The sequence below is a fragment of the Bacteroides mediterraneensis genome (assembly GCF_016900355.1).
Taxonomy (GTDB): domain Bacteria; phylum Bacteroidota; class Bacteroidia; order Bacteroidales; family Bacteroidaceae; genus Phocaeicola.
In genome coordinates, this window is record NZ_JACJKA010000003.1 from 78629 (window position 1) to 102312 (window position 23684).

Here is a 23684-nt window from a genome sequence, read left to right on the forward strand (position 1 = left end):
ATGGTCTGATTTTAGATATTGGCAATACTCATAATGTCTGCAAACACACCCGCGGCCGTCACACTGGCACCTGCGCCATATCCCTGAATCAACATCGGGTATTCATTGTAGCGTTCGGTGGTCAGCAGAATGATGTTGTTGGTACCGGCCAGATTATAGAACGGATGGTTGCTGTCCACTTCCTGCAAGGCCACTTTTCCATGTCCGTTTTCCAGCGTGGCCACGAAACGCCAGCGTTTTCCTTCCCGTTCCACTTCGCGGCGACGTTCTTCAAATTCTTTATCGAGCTTCGGAATGTTCTTCCAGAAATCATCCAGCGTACCTTCAAAATATTTGTCCGGGATAAACAAGTGAGTTTCCACATCTTCCTGATTCAAGCGATAACCTGCCTCACGGGCCAGAATCACCAGTTTCCGAATCACGTCCTTTCCGCTCAGGTCGATACGCGGATCGGGCTCTGAATAGCCGTCTTCCTTGGCCTGACGGATGGTGGCACTCAACGGCATGTCGGCACTGATGCGATTGAAGATATAGTTCAACGTACCGCTTACCACCGCTTCAATCTTCAGTATCTTGTCTCCACTGTTTATCAAATCGTTAATCGTATTGATGACAGGCAGTCCGGCTCCTACGTTGGTTTCAAACAGGAACTTGACACCTCGCTGACGGGCTATCCGTTTCAGTTCCGCATAGATGTCGTAATCTGAAGAAGCCGCAATCTTGTTGGCAGCCACTACCGATACGTTATGGCTCAGCAAATCCTTGTAGAGTGCTGCAATGTCCGGACTGGCCGTACAATCCACAAATACGGAGTTGAAGATGTTCATGCCCACAATCTCATCCCGAAGCACCTGCGGAGTAGAAGCGATTCCCTTTTCGTTCAATTCGTCCCGGAAATGCTCCAAATCGATTCCCGCACGGGTAAACAAAGCCTTGTGTCCGTTGGCAATTCCCACCACGTGCAACTTCAAGCCCCGTTCCTGTTTCAATTTTTCCTGCTGTCCATGTATCTGCTCAATCAGGCTGGAACCGACCGTTCCCGTGCCACAGATAAACAGGTTCAGCACCTGGTATTCGGACAGGAAGAACGAATCGTGAATCACGTTCAGCGTCTTGCGCAGAGAAGCACCATCTACAACGAAAGAGATATTGGTTTCCGATGCACCCTGTGCACAAGCAATGACATTGATACCGTTCCGTCCCAACGTACCGAACAGTTTTCCGGCAATGCCCGGGGTATGCTTCATGTTCTCCCCCACGATGGCTACCGTAGCCAGATTGCCTTCTGCCTTCATCGGAGAGATTTCGCCCATTTCAATTTCCTTGGCAAATTCCTCATTCAGCACCTCACAAGCCAAATCTGCGTCTTCGTTTCTCACACCGATGGAAGTAGAGTTCTCGGAAGAAGCCTGCGATACGAGGAACACGCTGATGCCGTTCTCTGCCAAAGTCTTGAAAATACGGTGGTTGACTCCAATCACGCCCACCATACCCAGACCAGTCATGGTAATCAGGCAAGTATCGTTGATGGACGAAATACCCTTGATAGGCTTGGAAGAATGGTCGGCATCCTGCTTGACGATGGTACCCGGTGCCTCCGGATTGAACGTATTCTTAATCAGAATCGGAATATTCTTGTGACACACCGGATAAATAGTCGGCGGATACACCACCTTCGCTCCGAAGTTGCACAACTCCATGGCTTCCACATAGCTCAGTTCCTTAATCGGATAAGCCGTACTGATGACCTTCGGATCGGCCGTCATAAAGCCATCCACATCGGTCCATATCTCCAGAATGTCCGCATCCAATGCGGCGGCAATGATAGAGGCTGTGTAATCCGAACCACCCCGGCCCAGGTTGGTGACTTCACCGGTATTCTTGTCGGTCGAAATAAAGCCCGGTACCACGGATACGTCCGGAATTTCACTGAACGTCTCACGCACCAGCTGATTGGTCAGTTCTGAATCCAGGATATGCTTGTTATGTTTCTTTTCTGTCTTGATAAACGTGCGGGAATCAAACCACATGGCTCCTTGGATCAAAGTAGCCACGATGATGGAAGAAAGCCGTTCTCCATAGCTGACAATCGTAGCCGACGTTTTGGGAGAAAGGTCCCGAATCAAATAAATGCCCTGAAAAATATCCTTCAATTCACTCAGCAGTTCATTGACCAGGTCCAGGAGCAGTTCACGACCCCGCCCCGCAGGAATGACCGTGTACACCATTTCAATATGACGGTTCACAATCTCCTTCATTTCCTTTTCATAAGCATCATCGCCCGAAGCCGCCATTTTCGAGGTACAAATCAATTTGTCGGTAATTCCACCCAAGGCAGAAACCACTACAATCACTTTGTCATCTACTGCTTCTACAATGCGCTTTACGCTTAACATGCTATTGACGGAACCTACGGATGTGCCGCCGAATTTCAATACTTTCATAGGTTTATATCATTTTTATCACCGGAGTCCCGATTGTCCGGTTTATTCCCGTGAAAACGAAGTCCTTGCACTCATTCCACACGGAAACAAATACATTAAATTAAAATTGAATGAATAAAATAATTGAGATGTCTGCATCCGCAGACGTGTATCACGTAGAAACACCAAACATACTATCCTTTACCCCCGAGGGGTCATCCCTGTGGCAGAAGTGATGAAAGGCATGTACCCGTGCCCGTTCAACAAGATGATATGAAGACAGCGTTCAGTCATAGATTATTGTTTTTCTGTCGGCAAATATAACAACATTTTTCTACAAACGCACATTTAAGTGATATTTTTTTGGCAGGGTCATAAATAAGCGTAAGATTTCGTACCTTTGTCTGGAATTATCGTGACAAATATGGCAAAAGAAAAAACAGTCTATGTCTGCACGAATTGCGGACAAGAATCCCCCAAATGGGCCGGAAAATGTCCCTCCTGCGGACAGTGGAACACCTTCGTGGAAGAAGTGGTACGGAAAGAAACTCCAGTGGCCAAGCACGTGGCGCATGGCATTGAATCGGTCCGTTCCAAACCCCAGCCGTTAAAGGAAATCGCCTCGGACGAGGAACAGCGCATCGATATGGGAGACGAAGAACTCAACCGGGTCTTGGGAGGAGGACTGGTGCAAGGCTCTCTGACCTTGATTGGCGGCGAACCCGGCATTGGAAAATCGACCCTGGTCCTGCAAACCGTGCTCCGCCTCGCCCATAAAAGAATCCTGTATGTATCGGGAGAGGAAAGTGCCCGCCAGCTGAAGCTCCGTGCGGTCCGTATCCCCCATCCCGACAACGACAACCTGCTGATTGCGTGTGAGACCTCGCTGGAACAGATTTTTACCCACATCAAGAATGCAGCCCCCGGCCTGGTCATCATCGACTCCATCCAGACCATCTCGACGGAAAACATCGATTCTTCTCCCGGCAGCATCGTACAGGTAAGGGAGTGTACGGCTTCTCTGCTGAAATTTGCCAAAGAAACCGGCACTCCGGTCATCCTCATCGGTCACATCAACAAAGAAGGCAGCATCGCCGGACCGAAGGTACTGGAACACATTGTGGATACGGTGCTGCAATTTGAAGGCGACCAGCACTACATGTACCGCATCCTGCGCAGCATCAAGAACCGTTTCGGAAGTACCGCCGAACTGGGCATCTACGAGATGCGGCAGGACGGACTACGGCAAGTGAGCAACCCTTCGGAACTCCTGCTCACCCAAGACCATGAGGGGATGAGCGGGGTAGCCATTGCCGGAGCCGTGGAAGGGGTACGTCCTTTCCTGATTGAGGTACAGGCCCTGGTCAGTACGGCCGCCTACGGTATGCCGCAACGTTCGGCCACCGGTTTCGACCTCCGACGCATGAACATGCTGCTGGCAGTACTGGAAAAGCGGGTCGGTTTCAAACTGGCACAGAAAGACGTGTTCCTGAACATCGCCGGAGGACTGAAGGTCAACGACCCGGCCATCGACTTAGCGGTCATCAGCGCCATTCTTTCCAGCAACATGGATGCGGAAATTGAAACAGGTGTATGTATGGCAGGCGAAGTGGGACTGAGTGGCGAAATCCGTCCGGTCAACCGCATCGAACAACGCATCAGCGAAGCCGAGAAATTAGGATTCCAGCGGATGCTGATTCCCAAGCACAACCTTTCGGGCATCGACCGCAAGAAAATCAAAATAGAACTTGTACCGGTCAGAAAAGTGGAGGAAGCTTTCCGCGAATTGTTCGGATAAGTTTCTTCCGCCCTATCAAGAATCACCACAACCGACACATTTTTTAGAGGGTCTTTTGTAAGGAAACTCTAATTTATGTATGTTTGCAATAGCATTATTACCTAAACACCTAAATAATATCCATGAAACATTATCTATTTCCCTTATTCTGCATGGTCTGGGGAGCCACACCTATGCTGGCCCAGACCGATGCCAGCCTGCTGCAACCCAAGGTGCAGGAGTTTGAACTGAGCCAAAACGAAAAGACTGTGGCCGTGCCGTCCTCTTATCAGCTCGTGCTGACCGAAGGCAGCTGTCCGCATGCCGCCGAAGCCCTGAAACAGCTTCTGCCCAACAAGCAGGAAAAGACCGCATTCAAGATTATTCTCGGCAAGAAAGGTGATAAAGCCGTCAAGAAATATGCAAAAAAAATTCCTTCACACAAAGAAGGCTATTATATAGAGGTGGACGATCACTGCATCGTGATTGCCGGAGCGGATGCACGAGGTGCCTTCTACGGCGTGCAGACCCTCGCACAGATGGTACGTCAGGGAGATTTGAGCCTCTGCACCATTGAAGACTATCCCGACATTGCTTTCCGTGGGGTGGTAGAAGGCTTTTACGGAACGCCTTGGAGCCACGAAGCCCGTATGCGCCAACTGGCGTTCTACGGCCGAAACAAGATGAATACCTATATCTATGGCCCGAAAGACGATCCGTATCACTCTTCTCCCAACTGGCGCAAGCCTTATCCGGAAAAGGAAGCGGCTCAGATTCATGCACTCATCGAGCAGGCTGCCCGAAACGAGGTGAATTTCGTATGGGCCATCCATCCGGGAAAAGACATCAAATGGACGGAAGCCGACCGTGATGCCTTGATCCAGAAATTTGAAGCCATGTACCAGTTGGGCGTACGTTCCTTTGCCGTGTTCTTCGACGATATTTCGGGCGACGGTACAGACCCGGTGCGTCAGGCCGAATTGCTGAATTACATCGATACCCACTTTATCCAACAAAAACACGACGTGACCCCTCTGGTGATGTGTCCTACGGAATACAACAAGAGCTGGTCGGACGTGAAAGGCGGATACCTGACTACGTTGGGCAAGATGCTCAACCCCAGTATCCAAATCATGTGGACCGGCGACCGGGTGATTGCCTGCATCGACAAGCCGACGCTGGACTGGATCAACCCGCTCATCCAGCGCAAAGCCTATATCTGGTGGAATTTCCCGGTGAACGACTATGTGCGCGACCATCTGCTCTTGGGACCGGTGTATGGCAATGCCAAAGGAATCCAGGACGAAATGTCCGGTTTCGTATCCAACCCGATGGAACACGCAGAATCTTCCAAGATATCCTTATATAGCGTGGCCGATTATACCTGGAACCTGGATACCTACGACAGCATTCAGTCGTGGAAACACGCCATACAGGACCTGCTGCCCCAGAAAGCTGCCTATCTGGAGACCTTTGCCACACACTGTTCGGACTTGGGAACGAACGGACATGGCTTCCGTCGTGACGAGAGTGTCCCCCTACAGCCGATGCTGAAAGTGCTGGCACAGGATATGAATGCCTCTGAGGCCGTCGACAGTGTACTTCGGGAATGTATGCGTCTGGAAACGGCCTGCGATGTACTTTTGGCCGACAACGAGAACCCGGCCCTCATCCACGAAATGCGTCCTTGGCTGAAACAGGGCAAACTGCTCGGCGAATACGGTCAGTGTGTATTGCAAATGGTCAAAGCCCTGAATGGAAAAGATGCTGCCTTCATGACCTACTACGACCGCGCACGTGCTTTGCAAACCCTAATGTACGAACTGGATATGACCGAAAACCAGAACCCGTATCAGCCGGGAGTGAAGGTAGGAAGCCTCATCCTGCTGCCGACGCTGAACCAGGTATACACGCAGGTAACCAGTACCTATAACGCACAGCACAAGACTCACCTGGAAACCAAGGCCGAATACAATCCTTACACGCTGACCAGCGACGTGCCTCAGCTGAAGACTCAGGTGGTACGCGCCCGCCATCAGTATGTGAATGTGTCCCCGTCTAACGAGGTCATCAAATGGCCGGCCGGTGCCATGCTGCAGATTGCCGTAGACCAGCCGGTACGCTTCGAGGCGCTGACTATGGACTTAGGAACTCCGAGAGTCGCTTCGCAATTCACGCTGGAGGTAAGCAGTGAAGGTCAGGAGTGGAAGTCCGTTTCTCTATCACAGGCCGCCGAAAAGACTGAAATCACCGCCTCCATCCCGACGGATACTTCCTTGAAGTTTATCCGCCTGACAAACAAATCCGGGCAGGAGACACAGGTTTATTTCAAGAAATTTACCTTGAAAGTACAGAAATAAAGAACGGAAAATCATTCAGAATCGCTGCATTGGCATTCCATCGTTCAGAGGAGCCGATGCAGCGATTTATATTTTGCTCACATCCCCCCGTCAGGGCATAAAAAGACCCGTACCAATGAAAGTACGGGTCTTTTTTATATCCAACGAATGATAGCGAATTACTTCTGCGGAGCAGTTTCATAAGGTACCATCTTTTCCAGATTGGCATTGGCTTTTTCAGGTTCTACACTTGCAGCTTTCTGGAACCATCCCTTGGCTTCTTCGGTATGGCCGGCCAACCAAGCCAACACACCCAAGTTGTTGTAAGCACGCGGATCTTCTTTCACTTTGTCCATGTAAGACGCAGCTTTCTTGAAATCTCCGCTGATGATGTTGGCAGAAGCCGCATTGATATTGGCAATCACATCTTCCGGATACGTATTGGCTGCAATTTCATAGACTTCCTTATATTCCTTCGTACCCGGCTGGTACATCGCTGCCACCCGATACATTTCCTGCAAGCTCAGCAGTTTAGGATTCGTATAAATCAAACGGGCTGCTTCAGAGTTCAGCACCTCTCTCACCTCATAGTCTACCGATACACTCAAGCGACGCAAGCGAGGATAATACTGATTCATCATGGTACGGTAAGTAGCTGTACCCAAAGTCGTTTTCAGACGAGCCTCACGCACATCCAGATTGTCATATTTCTGAATGACTGCCAAAGCTTTATCTGCATACGCAGGTTTGTCTTCTTCCAGCATTTTCACCAGGCTGTCCCAATCTTCTCCGGCAGAAGTCACATGCAACACTTCCTGCGGGAAATTATATCCGCCTTTCAGGTTCAAGGCGAAAGATTCCGCACGCTGGGATGCCACTCTGTCGTTGGTACGGACTGAACCATCCGGTGAAGAATAACCGCACACATTGATGGACTTGAAAGTCACCAGGTCACCGTCTTCCAGCGGCTCTAAAATCTCTTTCAGTTTCTGCAACTCACTCCGGTTGTTCTTATAATCCGCATCGAAGACTGTCTTTCCTACCGGGAATTCAATATACAAAGTGCTTTGTTCTGAACGTACCTTCAACGGTTCTTCTTTTGGAGTCAGCAATGAAACCATCTCCTTGCAAGGTTCACAAACCTCAAATTCTGTCGGCAGAGCAGGAGTCTCTACGGCTACATCCGGTTCAATCACCTTGATATTGAGCAAATCTACTTCACAGCATTCCTTTCCTTCCTGCAACAGAATCATGGAAGCATGGTCCATCCACGGCTGATAAGGTACAGCAGCCTTGTAGCGCACCACATCTTCGCGGTTATCCTGACGTCCGTGAATCACCACATACGGATTATCGTATCCGAAGCGACGGGCCATCTTACGCTCCGAACGACGCATCTTGTAATCTCCATTCTTTCCTGTCACAATGACCGGAGGCATGGCATAATAATTTTTACCTTCACGAAGCACCGGCGTAAAGGCATAAGTCTGTTCACTATTTACACGTACATCGGCTACATCCATAGAAAATTCCATGGTCAGTGTATCATTCTTCAAAGTCAATGCCGGACGGGTGTACTTGATATCACTTGCCATCGCACTAAAAGGCAGCATACCCAGCAAGCACATATATACTAATTTTCTCATATCTACTTTTTAATTTTCAATTATAATGACTGTACTTCTACACAATGGTATTTGGTCTTATGTTTCGGACCGAATGTGAAATTGATACCCAAATTCACGTTGGCAGAGAAACGGTTGATGGGGATGAAATACTTCGGAGTATATTTACCCAGAGGTACATCGGCTGCCACAAAGAAGTTGAAACCTCTCGGGTGGAAATTCAGCATCAAACCTCCTGTAGATCCAAAGTTAGAAAGCGCATAGTTTACGGATGCCTCAAACCAGGTCAAAGGAGAGACATTGGCAGAAATACGTGCTTCTGTCCAAGAGTGACGTCCCTGGAAACGAGTAGAAGACAAAAGACCAAACTTCAAGCGGTCATAAGCCGGCAAGGTATATTGTGCACCCAAGTTCAAGGTAGCTGCCAAGGCTGTAGCACGTTTCAAGCCTTCCCCTTCCTTCGTGAACTTCGCCATCTGTTCCAAATCATCTACTACACGGTCGGCCTGATTGTCGATTGAATTCGGGTCGTTGTCGCCCAAGTCTGATTTCACCGGAATTTCGTTGAAACCATCGAATTCAAAGCTATTGTTCATAGTAGCCTTCAAGGTATTTTTCCAACGGATAAATCCTAAATCCAATACGGCAGCCGAGAAGGTCCAGTCATCATTCAAACGATAGGTAGCACCAAAATCAAAAGCCAGACCAAATCCGGTAGGCCCAATCTTTTTGGTATCAAAATCCAGGTCATCATACGAAAGCAACTGCTCTGAACCCGGTTTCAACTGGTTCGTACGGTTTCCATTGTCATCGAGCACATAATCACTTTCATCGTAATTACCCGTTTCACCGCGTGTTGGTGCAATCAATCCTTTGGCAGAAAGATAAGCCTGTGCACCCGACGGAGTGATTTTCCAGGCATCCGGAGTAGCATCAATGTCCAGACGGTCAATCTTCACCGTAGCCTTTGCCAACCCGACCAAAAATTTCATTTTCGCACCCACTGTCCATTGCTCGTTGATCTGACGGGCATGTCCAAAGGCAATTTCCGCATAATTGGTAGATACAATGCTCAAATCATTCACACTGTAATGAGTGCCTTCCGGTGCATCCACTCCGTTCTTCATGAACTTAAACAACTGGTCAGGAGCAGACAAATTGGTATTACTTTTAATGGAAAGTCCGAAAGTATTGAAACCGCCCCATGCATAAAAGCCGGTAGACAAGATGTTCTCGTTCAGATTAAAGCCCAGTTTAATGCGGTTAGGCAGTCCGTTCAGGAAGTCCTGGCGACTTACATCTCCATGCATAAAGGTCATGAGGTCACCATTCGGTTTGACAAACAGGAAATCACCGACTCCTGCCGTACCTTGGGCACCGACTGACAGATTACCCAATCCCGGAAAACCTACATATCCTCTTTCTCCCATAAATGCCGGATTCAGTTCGTGGCGATAAGTAGCTCCCTCCAAGAAATAAGCGGAACGATTAATCTGAGGCTGTGCCACTGCTTCACTTACACATACAAAAGCCGCAAATCCGGACAATATCGTATATAAAATATTTTTCTTCATCTGTTTTATTTTTTCTCGTTCATTATTAGTTCAAATCCACATTCACACCACCCGGGACTGACAATTTCACACTTGTTACTTTCACCCATTGCGTATCTTTCAAAGGAATTCCAGTGGTTGCGCCCGTCGCTGCAGTAATCTTAAAACAGATTTTGTCAATCTTCGACAAGAATCCGGGATCGTTAGCTGTGGTCAAACTCAAGACAATTTCACTGGTAGCAGGTGTTTCTCCATCCCCACTTTCCGTAATATATTCCTTGCCTTCCTCAATTGTCTTTTCTATGCCTGTCAGTTCACGGCCATATATATCTTTAATCTGTACATTTTCAGCTTTCAACTGCAAGCCCAATGGAATGGCATTGTCTACCGTCAATACGATATTGGCTTTCTTCAACGTAATCTTGTCCAAGTCTTTCAAGTCTTTATTCAAGTCCTTGATAGAATCGCTGTACACAATGTTCAGGCCCTTTTCAAAGCTCAACGGTACGTCTACATCGTAACTGGCCGTCAACTGATAATCCTGTCCCAGTTCCACGCCATAGTAGTTGGAATTTGTCACAGTTGGCTTCAAAGAAACATCGATGTCATCCGGAATAATTTCCAGCACATTATTCATGTCGGAAACAACCACATTACTTGTCATTCCTGCTACTGAACTTGTTTCGATACGTGAAAGGGCAATGACATTCTCACCCGGATTCAAAGTAACCGCCGTTTTACCATAACCGGCACCGATTTGTACTTCATGACCTTCAATCGTGGCATTGTTTTTCTTCGGTGTCAGTACTGCATCCACTTCTACCGGGGTTTCCAATGGGTTGGTTGCTTTCAGCACAATCACCGGATTGGTAATGTCCAGACGAGTTTCCTCATCCTGCAAGAAATCAGGCAAATCGTTGAACTCTATCTGAGTTTTTTCCGCTTCTATCTTGGGCTGGATAACTCCCGTGACACGATCGGTAGCCATTTCACTTAATGTCACATACAAAGTCAGCGACAAATCTCCCGAACCACTAATTCCAGAAGTGACAACATCACCTTTCATAGACACATCACCTTTAATAGTCAAGCTTCTATTTTCATCCGGCTTGAGTCCCTCACCTGCCTTTTCACCAAATGTATAACCGACTACATCCAACTGTTTAGGCGTCAAAGCTCCATTCAGCGTTAACTTATTTCCGGCTTCAACCTCTCCTTCTTTGAAGATCAAAAAGGTAGGAAGTTGAATAACCAAGTCTTTAGCGTCTACTTTACTATAAGTCAATCCGTTTCCTTTCAAGCCAAAAGTCAAATCCAAAATGGCCGGAGTATTGGTACTCAGTGAACCTAATTCTTTCAACGCTTCATCGATATCTGATGCTTCAGCCGTCAATGTATTAGAAATTTCTATGGTAGTAGAGACAGAAGATGTACTACCTGAAGCATTCTCTACAATTTTCTGCTCCAAATCCGTTTTAGCATCAGTAATCATCACCTTATTTACGGTAGTAGGATTGACATTAATATCATCCTGTTTTGTCAGATGGTATATATGCGTAGCCGCATCCGGCTGCAAGATATCCCCTTCTTCCACTTCAATGATTTTACTCAGGAAAGCCGTATCAGTACTTCCTACAGGAACTGCAAGATGCTCTCCACCCACATTGATAGTCATATCAATATCCTTGTCGAGATCATACTTGTTATCTACACACGACACATTCCATAAGGGGAATGACAACAACAATCCCCATAATGGGTAAATTCTGTTTACCTTACATTTCATCATAATGTTATTTAATAAAATTCAACAATCGTACATATTAACACCTTATCACTTACAAAAGTTGAGAGAAATCGACTACAAATATAGAAATTTTTACAACACTTTTTATCACAATCTTTAAATCTATATAAGATTCAGGCCTCTAAAGCGATTGGAGAAACCAAACAGAAGCCCTATCTTTGCAAAAAAGTTACAAGTAATATGACGCACGAATATCAACTCCGTATTCTGCCCGAACAGGCAGCCAGCGAGCAGTCGCTCAAACAATATATCAGCCGGGAAAAAGGGCTGGATCTCCGTACCATCAATGCCATCCGTACACTGAAACGCAGCATCGATGCCCGCCAGCGTACCATTTACATCAATCTGACCGTCCGTGTTTTCGTCAACGAAACGCCTTCGGAAGAAGAATTTGAACGTACCAACTATCCCAATGTAGAAGGACGTCCGGCTGTCATTGTGGTAGGCGCAGGCCCCGGAGGCTTGTTCGCCGCCCTGAAACTGATAGAATTAGGATTGCGCCCCATCGTGGTGGAACGCGGCAAGAATGTACGTGAACGCAAGGAAGATCTGGCCCGCATCAGCCGGGAACACAAAGTAGACGCTGAATCCAACTACAGTTTTGGAGAAGGAGGAGCAGGAGCCTACTCCGACGGAAAACTGTATACCCGCAGCAAGAAACGGGGCAGTGTAGAGAAAATCTTGAATGTGTTCTGCCAGCACGGAGCCAGTCCGACCATCCTGTCGGATGCACATCCGCACATCGGAACCGACAAACTGCCCAGAGTCATTGAAAACATGCGAAACACCATCCTGGCCTGTGGCGGAGAAGTCCACTTCCAGACCCGCATGGACGCGCTGCTGATTGAAGGGCAGAAAGTGAAAGGCATTGAGACTCACGATGGAAAGAATTTCTTAGGACCGGTGATTTTGGCTACGGGACATTCTGCCAGGGATGTGTACCGCTGGCTGTATGCCCACGGCGTGCAACTGGAGACCAAAGGTATCGCCATCGGCGTGCGACTGGAACATCCCTCCATGCTGATTGACCAGATACAATATCATAACAAGAACGGACGGGGGAAATACCTGCCCGCTGCCGAATACAGCTTCGTACAACAGGTAGACGGACGAGGAGTCTACAGCTTCTGCATGTGCCCGGGAGGTTTCGTAGTCCCGGCAGCCAGTGGCCCCCACCAGTTAGTGGTGAACGGGATGAGCCCAAGCAACCGCGGCACCAAATGGAGCAACTCGGGCATGGTGGTCGAGACCCATCCGGAAGACTTGCTACGACCCGAAATGCAATTGCAGGCAGACCCGCTTCCCCACTCCAATGAATCACTCACCGAAGAATTGATACTCCGCGACGGGAAACTGCCGGAAGGGACCGTACATACGCTGGCCATGATGCGTTTCCAGGAAAAACTGGAACAAATCTGCTGGCAACAAGGCAACATGCGACAGACGGCTCCCGCACAGCGTATGGCCGACTTTACCCAGAAAAAACTGAGTTACGATTTGCCTGTAACCTCTTACAGCCCGGGACTGGTATCCTCTCCCCTTCATTTCTGGATACCGCCTTTCCTGAGCGAACGCCTGAGCAAAGGTTTCCAGCTTTTCGGCAAAAGTTCTCGCGGTTTCCTTACGAACGAGGCCGTCATGATTGCCGTAGAAACCCGCACCTCTTCGCCCGTACGCATCGTACGTGACAAGGATACCCTGCAACACCTCACCGTAGAAGGATTGTTCCCTTGCGGAGAAGGAGCCGGCTATGCCGGAGGAATCGTTTCGGCCGGTATCGACGGAGAACGTTGCGCGGAAGCTGTGGCCCATTACCTGAACCGTTAACTTTCCCCATTATGCACCAGCCGGAAATAGCCATTATTGAACCCAATACGCTGACCGCTCTCGGACTACGCACCATCTTAGAAGAGCTGATTCCCGAAGCGGTCATCCGCACGTTCTCGTCTTTCGAGCAACTCATTGACGACACGCCGGATATGTATGCCCATTATTTCGTGTCGGCTCAAGTCTATTTTGAGCATACGGCCTTCTTTTTGGAACGGAGGCCCAAATGCATCGTCCTTTCTGCCGGAGAACCGACCCTACTGACGGGAATTCCCAGCCTCAACATTCTCCTGCCACAGGAGCAACTGGTGAAAACCATCATGATGACCCGGAAAAAAGGACACGAGCTGACGCATCATCCCGTACCCGCCACACCGGCCGATACGGAGCATGAGCTGACAGCCCGTGAGATAGAGGTGCTCCGACTGGTGACCAAGGGACTCATCAACAAGGAAATTGCCGACAAGCTGCACATCAGTCTGACTACGGTGATTTCCCACCGGAAAAATATCACCGAAAAATTAGGTATCAAATCCGTATCCGGCCTGGCCATCTATGCGGTCATGCACGGATACGTGGAAGCCGATCAGGTGTGAATTACTTGAACAGTTCCGGAAGCAGGTGATTCAGGTATTTCCGCCAGTTACGCCATTCATGACCGCCGTCGGTCTCCATATACTCATACTTGTATCCGTGCTTGTCGAGCAACTGACGGTATTTCACATTATCCTGATACAGGAAATCTCCGTTACCGATGGCAATGAAATACAAATTGGGAGCCTCGGCAAACTGAGCGGCCAGTTTATCTTCCAGATTCTCATAAATAGATGCGTTTTCACCCTTTGCCTGCCGGTTGATGGCGGCAGAGAACAATCCCACGTAACCGAACTTATCCGGATAATTGGCTGAGATATACAACGAATGGAATCCACCCATTGACAATCCGGCAATGGCCCGGTGTGCCTTGTCATTCACCGTACGGTAATGACTCTCTACAAAGTTCATAATATCCGGGAATGCTTTTTCAAACGAACCCTCCATGGTTTTTGAATTCATGAACGAAGGTTTGTACATGCTGTTCGGGTATTCTCCGGGCACAGCTTCCTGAGCTCCGTTCCCGTTCGGCATCACCACAATCATCGGTTTGGCCTTTCCCTGTGCAATCAGGTTGTCCAAAATCTGCACGGCACGCCCCAGTTCACTCCAAGCATTCTCGTCGCCACCGGCTCCATGCAACAGATACAGCACCGGATAACTTTCTTTGCTGTCTTCATAGCCTGCCGGAGTATAGACCGTCATCCGGCGACGTTCCATCCCCAGCGTGGGACTCGGATACCACACCTTTGCTACGGTGCCATGAGGTACTTCGCGCACCAAATAATTCTGCGACAAATCCCCGTCGACCAGGAAATAGTTGGTATAAGTAGCAATGTCACGTAACATGTATACGTTGTTGGGATCCAGCATACGCATTCCGTCTACATAGTAACAATAGGTGTGCAGCTCTGGATTCGGCATCGAAGTGGTATACGACCATACCCCGTTCGCATCCTTCTGCATCGGGATTCTGCCGGCGACTTCCATTTCGCCCAACGGAGTCTGCTGACGTTGCTTTTCAAAGAAATCGGCCTCCACACAGACTTCTTTCGCATTCGGGGCCCACAAACGGAAAGTCACGGTCTGGTTCTTTACTTCAGGTGAAACTAAATTGCCCGTATTGACAGCCACAGTTTCCTGTGCCCAGACGCCGAGTGCAAATACACACATCGCCGCCAAACTTAAAATTCTTCTCATAGTCTTATACCTTTATTTATATGTACCTTCTTTTTATGATACACAAAATTAGCAAAATCCTCATTTATTAGGATTGCCCGTCCCGACAAATTGGCGTTACTTTGCACCCGTTAACTAAACTATATTACAGCAGAATGAAAAAAAATACCGCTATCGCTTTTCTATGGGCCGTCTCAGCACCCTGTGTATGGGCCGGAACTTCTCCTGTAGATGCCTTGCCTAAAGATACGACCAAGGTCATCGACATTGAAGAAGTAGTCGTCATTGCCACGCCGAAGGAAAACAACCGTCTGCGCCAGCAGGCCGCTTCGTCTACCTCGTTTTCACAAAGTGCCTTGCGCAACAACTCGGTCACTTCCGTAAAATCCCTGTCGGCTCTGGTACCGAACCTGTTCATTCCTGACTACGGTTCCAAACTGACCACTTCCGTCTATATCCGCGGTATCGGTTCTCGTATCAATACGCCGGCGGTAGGTCTCTACGTCGACAACATTCCTTTCATTGACAAGTCGGCTTTCGACTTCAACTACTCGGACATCGAGCGTATCGACGTCATGCGCGGACCGCAGGGTACCCTCTACGGACGAAACACCATGGGCGGACTCATCCGTGTGTTCACCAAATCGCCTTTCACCTATCAGGGCACAGACCTTCGCCTGGGTGCGGCCACTTACAACAACTACAACGCTTCGCTCACCCACTACCACCGTATCTCCAGCCAGTTTGCTTTCAGTGTAGGCATGTTCTACGACCACAAAGGCGGATTCTTCAAAAATGACTTCAACGGCAAACGCATTGATACGGACAATGAATTCGGCGGACGTATCCGTGCCATCTACCTGCCCACGGATAATCTGAAACTCGACTTCACCGTGAACTACGAATACACCAACCAGGGCGGCTATCCGTATGAATACACCGGAAAGGTAAGTGGCGAAGAAGACCGTGCGCAATACATCGGACGCATCTCCTACGACAACGCCTGCGGCTACAAGCGCAACCTGCTGAACAGTGGATTGAACTTAGAATATCAAGCCGACAACTTCATTCTGAGCAGTGTGACCGGCTTCCAATACCTGCGCGACCACATGGACCTGGACCAAGACTTCACGGAACAGAACATCTATACCATGATGCAGAAACAGAACTCCAAGACCCTGAGCGAGGAAATCGTCCTGAAATCCAAGCCCGGACGCCGCTGGCAGTGGACTACCGGAGTGAGCGGTTTCTACCAATGGTTGGATACGGAAGCACCTGTCACCTTCCAGAAAGACGGAGTCAACTGGCTGAACAGCACCATCAACACCAACGCCAACAAATACATGCCGACCATATCGGCCGGTCCGATGACCATGAAAATGACTTTCAATGACGTCATCAACGGCGAACAACTGGTCATTCCGGGACAGTTCGGCACGCCTATCCTGAATGCAGCCGTGTTCCATCAGTCCACCTTCAACGACCTCTTCGGTCTGGAAGGACTTTCACTGACCGCCGGTCTCCGCATGGACTATGAAAGCCTGAAGCTAAATTATTACAGCGGTTGCCAGTTTACCCATACCTACTCACTGAGCGGCACACTGACTCCTGGCAACAAAGTCATCCCGATGGTACCGGCACAAGATTTCAACGTGAACAACAGTTACAACGGAAAGCTGTCGCACGACTACATCCAGCTGTTGCCCAAGTTTGCCCTGCAATACAACTTTGATTCACGCAACAACATTTATGCCAGCGTGAGCAAAGGTTACCGCTCGGGAGGATACAACATCCAGATGTTCTCCGACCTGCTGCAAAACGACATGCAGGCCAGCATGATGAAAGATGTGGCCGATGTAACGATTCCTATCGTCAATAACGTGCCCATGCTGAGCGAGGACAAGAAGCAGATGATTGCAGGTATGCTGAACGGCATGGCCCAGGCTCCTCAAACCGACGTGAAGGCAGCCACTCTCTACAAGCCAGAATATTCATGGAACTACGAAATCGGTTCGCACCTCACCCTGCTGAACGGCAAACTGCAGGCCGACCTTTCTGCCTTCTACATGGATACCCGCGACCAGCAGTTGTCACGCTTCGCCGAAAGCGGACTGGGACGTATCACGGTCAATGCCGGTAAGAGCCGAAGCCTGGGAGCGGAAGCCAGCCTGCGTGCCCAGCTCACCGACCAGTTCAGCCTGAACGGTAACTACGGTTATACCTGTGCCACTTTCACCGACTATGTGGTGAGCGAGACGGGAAACTACAACGGCAATTACGTACCATTCGTACCGAAACATACCTTTACCGTAGGCGGACAGTATATCTTCCCGCTCCGCAAGAATGCCATTCTGGACAACATCACCCTCGATGCCAACTACCGGGCGGCAGGACGTATCTACTGGACAGAGCAGAACAACGCCAGTCAGGCCCTCTACGGCACACTGAACGGACGCCTCAGCCTGAACAAAGGAAACGGGCAAATCGGTATCTGGGTGAACAACGCCCTGAACAAGGATTACCAGGCGTTCTACTTCGAAACCATGAGCCGAGGCTTTGCCCAAAAGGGACGCCCCGTACAAGTGGGCATCGACATACGGTGCAGGTTCTGATACAAAATCATAACCAACTGATTGATAACTATTTAAAAATTACACAACCACATATAAAAAAACGCCTTTGCGTTTCATCTGAAACGTAAGGGCGTTTGCCCCAAAACACAAGTACGTTTTACTTAAAACGCAAGTGCGTTTAGAACAAAACGCAAGTACATTTGATGCCAAACGTACTTGCGTTTTTTCACGAGACATTTCAGGTCCCTAAGAGTCCTCTAAAATCCTCCGAATCCACTTCCAATATCCCTTATTTTTTCCGCGGAAGCATCTCAACCGTAGGAGGTTCATAGTTACTGATGGGTAACTTCACCTTTTTCAATTCCTTCAAGGTAAATACCGGAGGCTCTACCCCTTTGGGATAGGGTTGCTTGGAGAATGTACGGAAATACTCCAGACAAGCATCTTTCCACCACACGGCATCGTGTGCCTGAATGTCCAGCCGTTCAGCTACTGCCTGATAGCGTTCCGCATCCACATACGGCTGCATTTCCTTCCACACCCGCTGGAACGCACGCACATCGTCTACCCCTTTCTGGTACTTGTAACAGAGTTCATCCCACAAGGAACGTCCTGAACGAAGCTTTTGATTCCACTTCACATGATGGAACCAAAGCAGATATTCCTCCAGACATTGTTCCAGCGAATCGAACACCCGGGCTAACGAATCCGGATACTGCGACACGGCATCACTTCCCGTACGGCTCCGGTCGAAACCCAATCCCTCCTTGTCCGCCTGATGGTAATACGAAGGCAGCCAATCGGCACGTGCCCCAGGCACCTCACACCAAGGTTCCGGACCGTAATGATGTCCCCAGGCAAAAATGTGATGCAAGCCCAGCGGCATCATGTAATCGACCACCGCCTCCCGGCTCTCCATCATGACCTGCGTCATGGGTTCCACAAACCGGCGGTCGGTCGTGAAAGTCTGTGCCAGCCACTCGCGGGCAATCTCTTCCGCCGACAAGTCCGGATTCCAAGCCAACCTCCCGTAAGCATACCAGTTGGCCTGTGCAAAATCATGTCCGCACCAGTTCACGTGATCACCTACATTCACCACACCCGCTACCCCCTTCAGGGAAGAAGGCTGCACATAGCGGTAAAACTCTTTCCACATAGTAGCCAGATAAGCCAAGTGGTTGGAATGTCCTAAGTATTCCTGCGTTATTTGAAACTCCACCATCAAGGGTGTATGCGGCATGGCCCCGAACAAGGGACTGTAAGGTTCCCGCGGCTGAAAGTCAATCGGTCCGTTTTTCACCTGCACCATCACATTGTCCCGAAACCGGCCGTCTAACGGCTGAAATTCCAAGTAAGCCTGCTTGGCCCGGTCGGCATCCGACGGACTGTAGACAAAAGCCCGCCACATCACGATTCCCCCGTAGGGCTTCAAAGCCTCCGCCAGCATGTTTGCTCCCTCGGCATGCGTACGCCCGTAATCACACGGACCGGGCTGTCCTTCCGAATTGGCTTTCACCAGAAAACCACCAAAATCAGGAATCAACCCGTAAATTTCACGTACCTTCTCTTTCCACCAACGGGCTACCTCCTCGTCCAGTGGGTCGGCCGTAGACAAGCCTCCCAACTTCATCGGAGAAGCAAAATTGACCGAAAGGTACACCTTGATGCCATAAGGACGGAACACATCGGCCAACTTCCGCACCTTTTGCAGGTAGTCTTCGGAAAGAATCTCGGGCGAAGCATTCACATTGTTCAGCACAGTCCCGTTGATACCCACCGAAGCATTGGCACGGGCATATTCCCGATAACGGGCCGATACGGAATCGGTCAGTTCCTCCCATTTCCACAAAGAACGTCCCGCATAACCTCGTTCAATCGTACCATCCAGATTGTCCCAATGGTTCAGCACACGGATGTCAAAAGCCGGCTTTTCCTGAATGTCCAACTGGCTACAATCCGCTCCCTCCGCCTGTAACCGCAACAGATGGTAGGTCGCGTACAGCAATCCCTGTTCCGTAGCGGCTCCCAACACCGTCTTTCCCTCGGAAGTACGTATGGTATATCCCTCTTTACCCAGCCGACGATGAGTTTCATCGGCACAGAGCTGCAAATCCACTTCCCCTCCCTGCCACAAGGCGGCCAGTTCCTCACGCGCCACCGTAAGCATAGGGGAAGTCACTAAACAACAAACAGACGCTTGATTCACAGGCGTCTGTCGTAACCAAAGTCTGCTCCCGTCTTCGGCCCACAGTGTCAGGGCCAAAGACAGGAAACAGAGACCACTCCAAAATCGTTTATTCATCCGCACTGCCTTTTACGGTTTGAATCTTACCGTTCTCGTCATATTCCAGTTCCACCACCTTCAGGCTGCGAAGCCAGGTCTTTCCACCCGAAGGCACACAGTCGTGATGGAACAGATACCATTTTCCCTTATATTCCACAATGGAATGGTGTGTGGTCCATCCCACCACGGGTGTCAGAATCACTCCCTGATACACAAACGGACCATAAGGATTGTCACCTACGGCGTAACACAGCAAGTGTGTATCACCGGTAGAATAGGAGAAATAATATTTCCCATTGTACTTGTGTACCCAGGAAGCCTCAAAGAAGCGGTGTGGGTCACCTGCGGTCAGCGGTTTGCCGTCTTCCCCCAACACAATCACCGGACGCGGTTCTTCTGCAAAACCGAGCATATCATCCGACAATTTTACCACCCGGCTCGGCAAGGCCGGTTCATCAGCTTCCGGAAGGAACGGGTGCTCAATGGCCTTATTGTCCCGATAGCGTTGCAGCTGTCCGCCCCAGATACCGCCAAAATACATGTAATAACTGCCATCCTCATCCTGAAGCACTGCGGCATCAATGCTGTAACTGCCCCGAATCGGGTCGGGCTGAGGAATGAACGGACCCTCCGGCTTGTCACCGATGGCTACTCCCATCCGGAAGATGTCGTTCCGGTCCTTCAACGGGAAATACAAGTAATACTTTCCGTTCTTGCAGGCAATGTCACAATCCCAAAGCTGGCGTCCGGCCCAAGGAATATCAGCCACCTTCAAAGCCACTCCGTGGTCCACGATTTCGCCATGCATCACATCATCGGTAGACAGCACATGATAGTCATTCATGTCAAAATGGTCGCCGTTGTCATTTTCCGGAATGCCGGATTCACGGTCATGTGAAGGATATATATACAAACGGCCATTGAATACATGTACTGAAGGGTCTGCCATATAATCGGCAGGAAACAGATATCTTTCTTCTTTTTTCATTTTATGATGATTTGTGAGACCGCCCGAAAGCAGTCTCCGGTTAAACATTTACTTTTTTGCGAGCGCTGCCGTATCCGAAGCCTCTTCTATCATTTTCCGCACAAAATCTTTCGGCTGGTAATTCCGGTCGAACAGCAACGGATAGTCTTTTCTGCCCCGGATAGGGAAATCATTTTTCCAGGAATCTCCGTCCGTCACTCCCCAAGCAGTCACCCGTTCCACGATGTCGGCATGCTTCTCAAACAGCTGGAAGAACTGTTGCATTCTTTCATTCCAAACCTGGCTGACTGAATCTGGCAAAGCTTCCGGATAAGGGTTCAATGCCTTTTTGAAAGCGACCGTATCCGACACATTGGCACTTCGCATAGCCGTAGGCAGTGCACTCATATCCCATTCCGTAATCATCACCTTGACACCGGTAGCAGCAAAAGCCAGCATGCTTTTCTCAAACTGACGGATGTCCGGATAATCCATCCCCATGTGTCCCTGCATGCCTACCGCATCGATACGCAAACCCTTTTCTTTCAGCGAACGAACCAGTTTCACCACTCCGTCACGGCGTCCCGGCACATCCATCCCGTAGTCATTGTAATACAGCTCTGCGTCCGGATCGGCTTCGTGTGCATACTGGAAAGCCAAGGGAATGAACTCTTCGCCCAAAATCTCATAGAACTTGCTCTTGCGGTAAGAACCGTCTTCCACAATGGCTTCGTTCACTACATCCCATCCTTTAATCTTTCCCTTGTAGCGTCCGACCACCGTCTGGATATGGGTTTTCATACGCTGTTTCAACACTTCAGGAGAAACATTCTTTCCTTTTTCGTCCACACAAAACCATTCAGGAAGCTGTGAATGCCATATCAGGCAATGCCCCGTCACCGTCAGCCCGTTGTCGAGTCCAAACTGTACCAGGCGGTCGGCATCCTCAAAATGGAATTCTCCTTCCTTCGGCTGGATTTCCCCACTTTTCATGCAATTCTCTGCCACGATGGCATTGAAATGCTGTTTCACAATCTTCAAGGCGGAAGTGTCCATTCCTGAGGACTGACGTACATTAAGGGCTACCCCCACCAAGAATTTATCCCCAACCACCTCTTTTAATGATTTTTCCGAAACGGCCATTTGGGAAGCATTTCCTCCACATGCCATCAGAAAAAGGCTACATAATAGCGCAGATACAATGTGTTTGTTCTTCATTTTTCTTCGTATTTCCTAATTAATAATCATTTTTACTTCTGCGTTCGCTCAGTTCTGCCTGCATTTTCTCATTGTATTCCTTACTGATAGGATAGAAAAACAAGGCTACCACTCCCACCAGGAAGAAAGCGGCAGGAATCAGACTGGAAGACAGGATGATACCCTGCACAGCCGTATCGCTCTGTGCGACACCTGAACCGGAAATATACCCAAATCCAGACAATAAAAATCCCAGTACGGCACCACCGATACCCAATCCCGCTTTCAAGGCAAATACCACACCCGAAAAGATAAATCCCGTGGCACGACGATAATGGATATACTCGGAATGGTCGGCCACATCAGCAATCATCGCCCAAAGCAAAGGTACCGTAGGCGCATAAGCCAGACTCTTCAGGAAATTCAGCACGAACATCATGCCCACATTGTCTTTAGCAGGGAGATAGAACATGGCTGTAAAGACAGCTGTCAGCGAAAGGCACACAATAAACGTGCGCTTCTTGCCGTATTTGTTTGCCAAAAATTCAGATAAGAAAATCACTCCAAAGAACTGGACCAGTGCCCCGACCATATTGAAGACGCCAAATCCTACTTCGTATGCCTTATCCGGTGAGGTTACAATCAATCCAAAGGCATTGAGCACATGATAGCCCACCGAGTTTCCAGGTTCTGCTGCCACCAGCCCGATCTTATCCAGAAAAGCAAACAGCGCAGCCTTGTCTACATAGTTCTCAAAATAATAGTTCATGGCACTTCCCCACATGGCCAGTGTGATGAAGACGAACAATGTCAGGATAAACATGGCACGCCAAGGCACACTGCTCAACACGTCTTTGATATCCTGACGGGTATCATTCTTTTGGTTGGCCGGTGGAGTGATACGTTCCCTTGCCGAGAAAAATACAATCAAAAGGAAAATAAAACCGACTGCCGCAAACAGGGAAATCGTGCAAAGCCACCCATGAGCCTTGTCTCCTCCATCGGAAAACTTGCTTACCAATGGCAAAGTAAGTCCCTGTACCACAAACTGAGCAATGGTAGAAAAGACGAAACGCACGGAAGTAATGCTGGTACGCTCCTTAATGTCCGACGACATCACTCCGCCCAAAGAAGAATAAGGCGTGTTGTTGAAAGAATACATTGTCATCAACAAGGTATAAGAGATGGTCGCATACAACGCCACCAGTCCTTTCTCCTCAATCCCCGGATTATAAAAGGCCAACACATAAAATACCATGAACGGGAGAGCCGTCCACAACACCCAAGGACGATACTTTCCCCATCGGGTTTGGGTACGGTCGGATAAAATTCCCACGGTAGGGTCGACAAAAGCATCTACGATACGTGCCACCAACATTACGGTACCCGCAATTGCTCCTTCCAGCCCAAACACATCCGTATAGAATTTGGTCTGATAAATCATCATCATCTGGAACACCAGATTCGCAGAGCAATCCCCCAATCCATAGCCTACTTTTTCGGCCATGGATACTTTCTGATTCTGAATATTACTCATCA

The 23684-nt window shown here is 49.1% G+C and carries 14 protein-coding genes; 5 read left to right on the plus strand and 9 right to left on the minus strand.

The features are described from left to right. Positions 1 to 11: 11 nt before the first annotated feature. Positions 12 to 2444: a bifunctional aspartate kinase/homoserine dehydrogenase I gene (thrA, locus tag H6A28_RS03255; protein ID WP_204478823.1), complete on the minus strand. Its 2433-nt coding sequence runs from the start codon at positions 2442 to 2444 to the stop codon at positions 12 to 14. Positions 2445 to 2847: 403 nt separating this feature from the next. On the opposite strand from thrA, the gene radA reads away from it, so the two are divergent. Both radA and H6A28_RS03265 read left to right on the plus strand, forming a co-directional pair. Next, positions 2848 to 4221: a DNA repair protein RadA gene (radA, locus tag H6A28_RS03260; RefSeq protein WP_204478824.1), complete on the plus strand. Its 1374-nt coding sequence runs from the start codon at positions 2848 to 2850 to the stop codon at positions 4219 to 4221. A gap of 122 nt (positions 4222 to 4343) precedes the next feature. Further along, positions 4344 to 6560, plus strand: coding sequence for a beta-N-acetylglucosaminidase (locus H6A28_RS03265; RefSeq protein ID WP_204478826.1), 2217 nt, complete (start codon positions 4344 to 4346; stop codon positions 6558 to 6560). A 158-nt stretch (positions 6561 to 6718) separates the two neighbouring features. On the opposite strand, the gene H6A28_RS03270 is transcribed toward H6A28_RS03265, so the two are convergent. From H6A28_RS03270 to H6A28_RS03280, 3 genes are read right to left on the minus strand one after another with little or no spacing between them, the layout of a single operon-like run. Next, positions 6719 to 8185, minus strand: coding sequence for a DUF3868 domain-containing protein (locus H6A28_RS03270; RefSeq protein ID WP_204478828.1), 1467 nt, complete (start codon positions 8183 to 8185; stop codon positions 6719 to 6721). A 20-nt stretch (positions 8186 to 8205) separates the two neighbouring features. Next, positions 8206 to 9738 carry a DUF5723 family protein gene (locus H6A28_RS03275; RefSeq protein ID WP_204476145.1) on the minus strand — a complete coding sequence of 511 codons (1533 nt, stop codon included), beginning with the start codon at positions 9736 to 9738 and terminating at the stop codon, positions 8206 to 8208. Between the two features lie 25 nt (positions 9739 to 9763). After that, on the minus strand, positions 9764 to 11506 hold the full coding sequence (locus H6A28_RS03280) for a hypothetical protein (RefSeq protein WP_204478829.1): 1743 nt from the start codon (positions 11504 to 11506) through the stop codon (positions 9764 to 9766). A 198-nt stretch (positions 11507 to 11704) separates the two neighbouring features. Between H6A28_RS03280 and H6A28_RS03285 the strand changes: the two genes are divergently transcribed. Both H6A28_RS03285 and H6A28_RS03290 read left to right on the plus strand, forming a co-directional pair. Continuing rightward, positions 11705 to 13351, plus strand: a complete 1647-nt coding sequence (locus H6A28_RS03285; protein WP_204478831.1) for an NAD(P)/FAD-dependent oxidoreductase — start codon at positions 11705 to 11707, stop codon at positions 13349 to 13351. An 11-nt stretch (positions 13352 to 13362) separates the two neighbouring features. After that, a complete protein-coding gene (locus tag H6A28_RS03290; protein ID WP_204476142.1) occupies positions 13363 to 13947 on the plus strand; it encodes a response regulator transcription factor in 585 nt (194 codons plus the stop codon). A gap of 1 nt (position 13948) precedes the next feature. Here H6A28_RS03290 and H6A28_RS03295 read toward each other — a convergent pair whose 3' ends face one another. Further along, on the minus strand, positions 13949 to 15145 hold the full coding sequence (locus H6A28_RS03295) for an esterase (protein WP_204476141.1): 1197 nt from the start codon (positions 15143 to 15145) through the stop codon (positions 13949 to 13951). Between the two features lie 134 nt (positions 15146 to 15279). On the opposite strand from H6A28_RS03295, the gene H6A28_RS03300 reads away from it, so the two are divergent. Further along, the gene (locus H6A28_RS03300; RefSeq protein WP_204478833.1) at positions 15280 to 17736 is read left to right on the plus strand and encodes a TonB-dependent receptor; all 2457 of its coding nucleotides are present in this window, start codon (positions 15280 to 15282) and stop codon (positions 17734 to 17736) included. Between the two features lie 250 nt (positions 17737 to 17986). Here H6A28_RS03300 and H6A28_RS03305 read toward each other — a convergent pair whose 3' ends face one another. From H6A28_RS03305 to H6A28_RS03320, 4 genes are read right to left on the minus strand one after another with little or no spacing between them, the layout of a single operon-like run. Beyond that, positions 17987 to 19999, minus strand: coding sequence for an alpha-glucuronidase (locus H6A28_RS03305; RefSeq protein ID WP_204478834.1), 2013 nt, complete (start codon positions 19997 to 19999; stop codon positions 17987 to 17989). Then, positions 19992 to 20969, minus strand: a complete 978-nt coding sequence (locus H6A28_RS03310; protein ID WP_204478836.1) for a glycoside hydrolase family 43 protein — start codon at positions 20967 to 20969, stop codon at positions 19992 to 19994. Before H6A28_RS03310 ends, H6A28_RS03305 begins: the two co-directional genes overlap by 8 nt. A 48-nt stretch (positions 20970 to 21017) precedes the next feature. Further along, entirely contained in the window at positions 21018 to 22166 is a 1149-nt protein-coding gene (locus tag H6A28_RS03315; RefSeq protein WP_204478838.1) for an endo-1,4-beta-xylanase, read from the minus strand. 19 nt (positions 22167 to 22185) lie between these two features. Then, entirely contained in the window at positions 22186 to 23682 is a 1497-nt protein-coding gene (locus H6A28_RS03320; protein WP_204478918.1) for an MFS transporter, read from the minus strand. Positions 23683 to 23684: the final 2 nt, after the last annotated feature.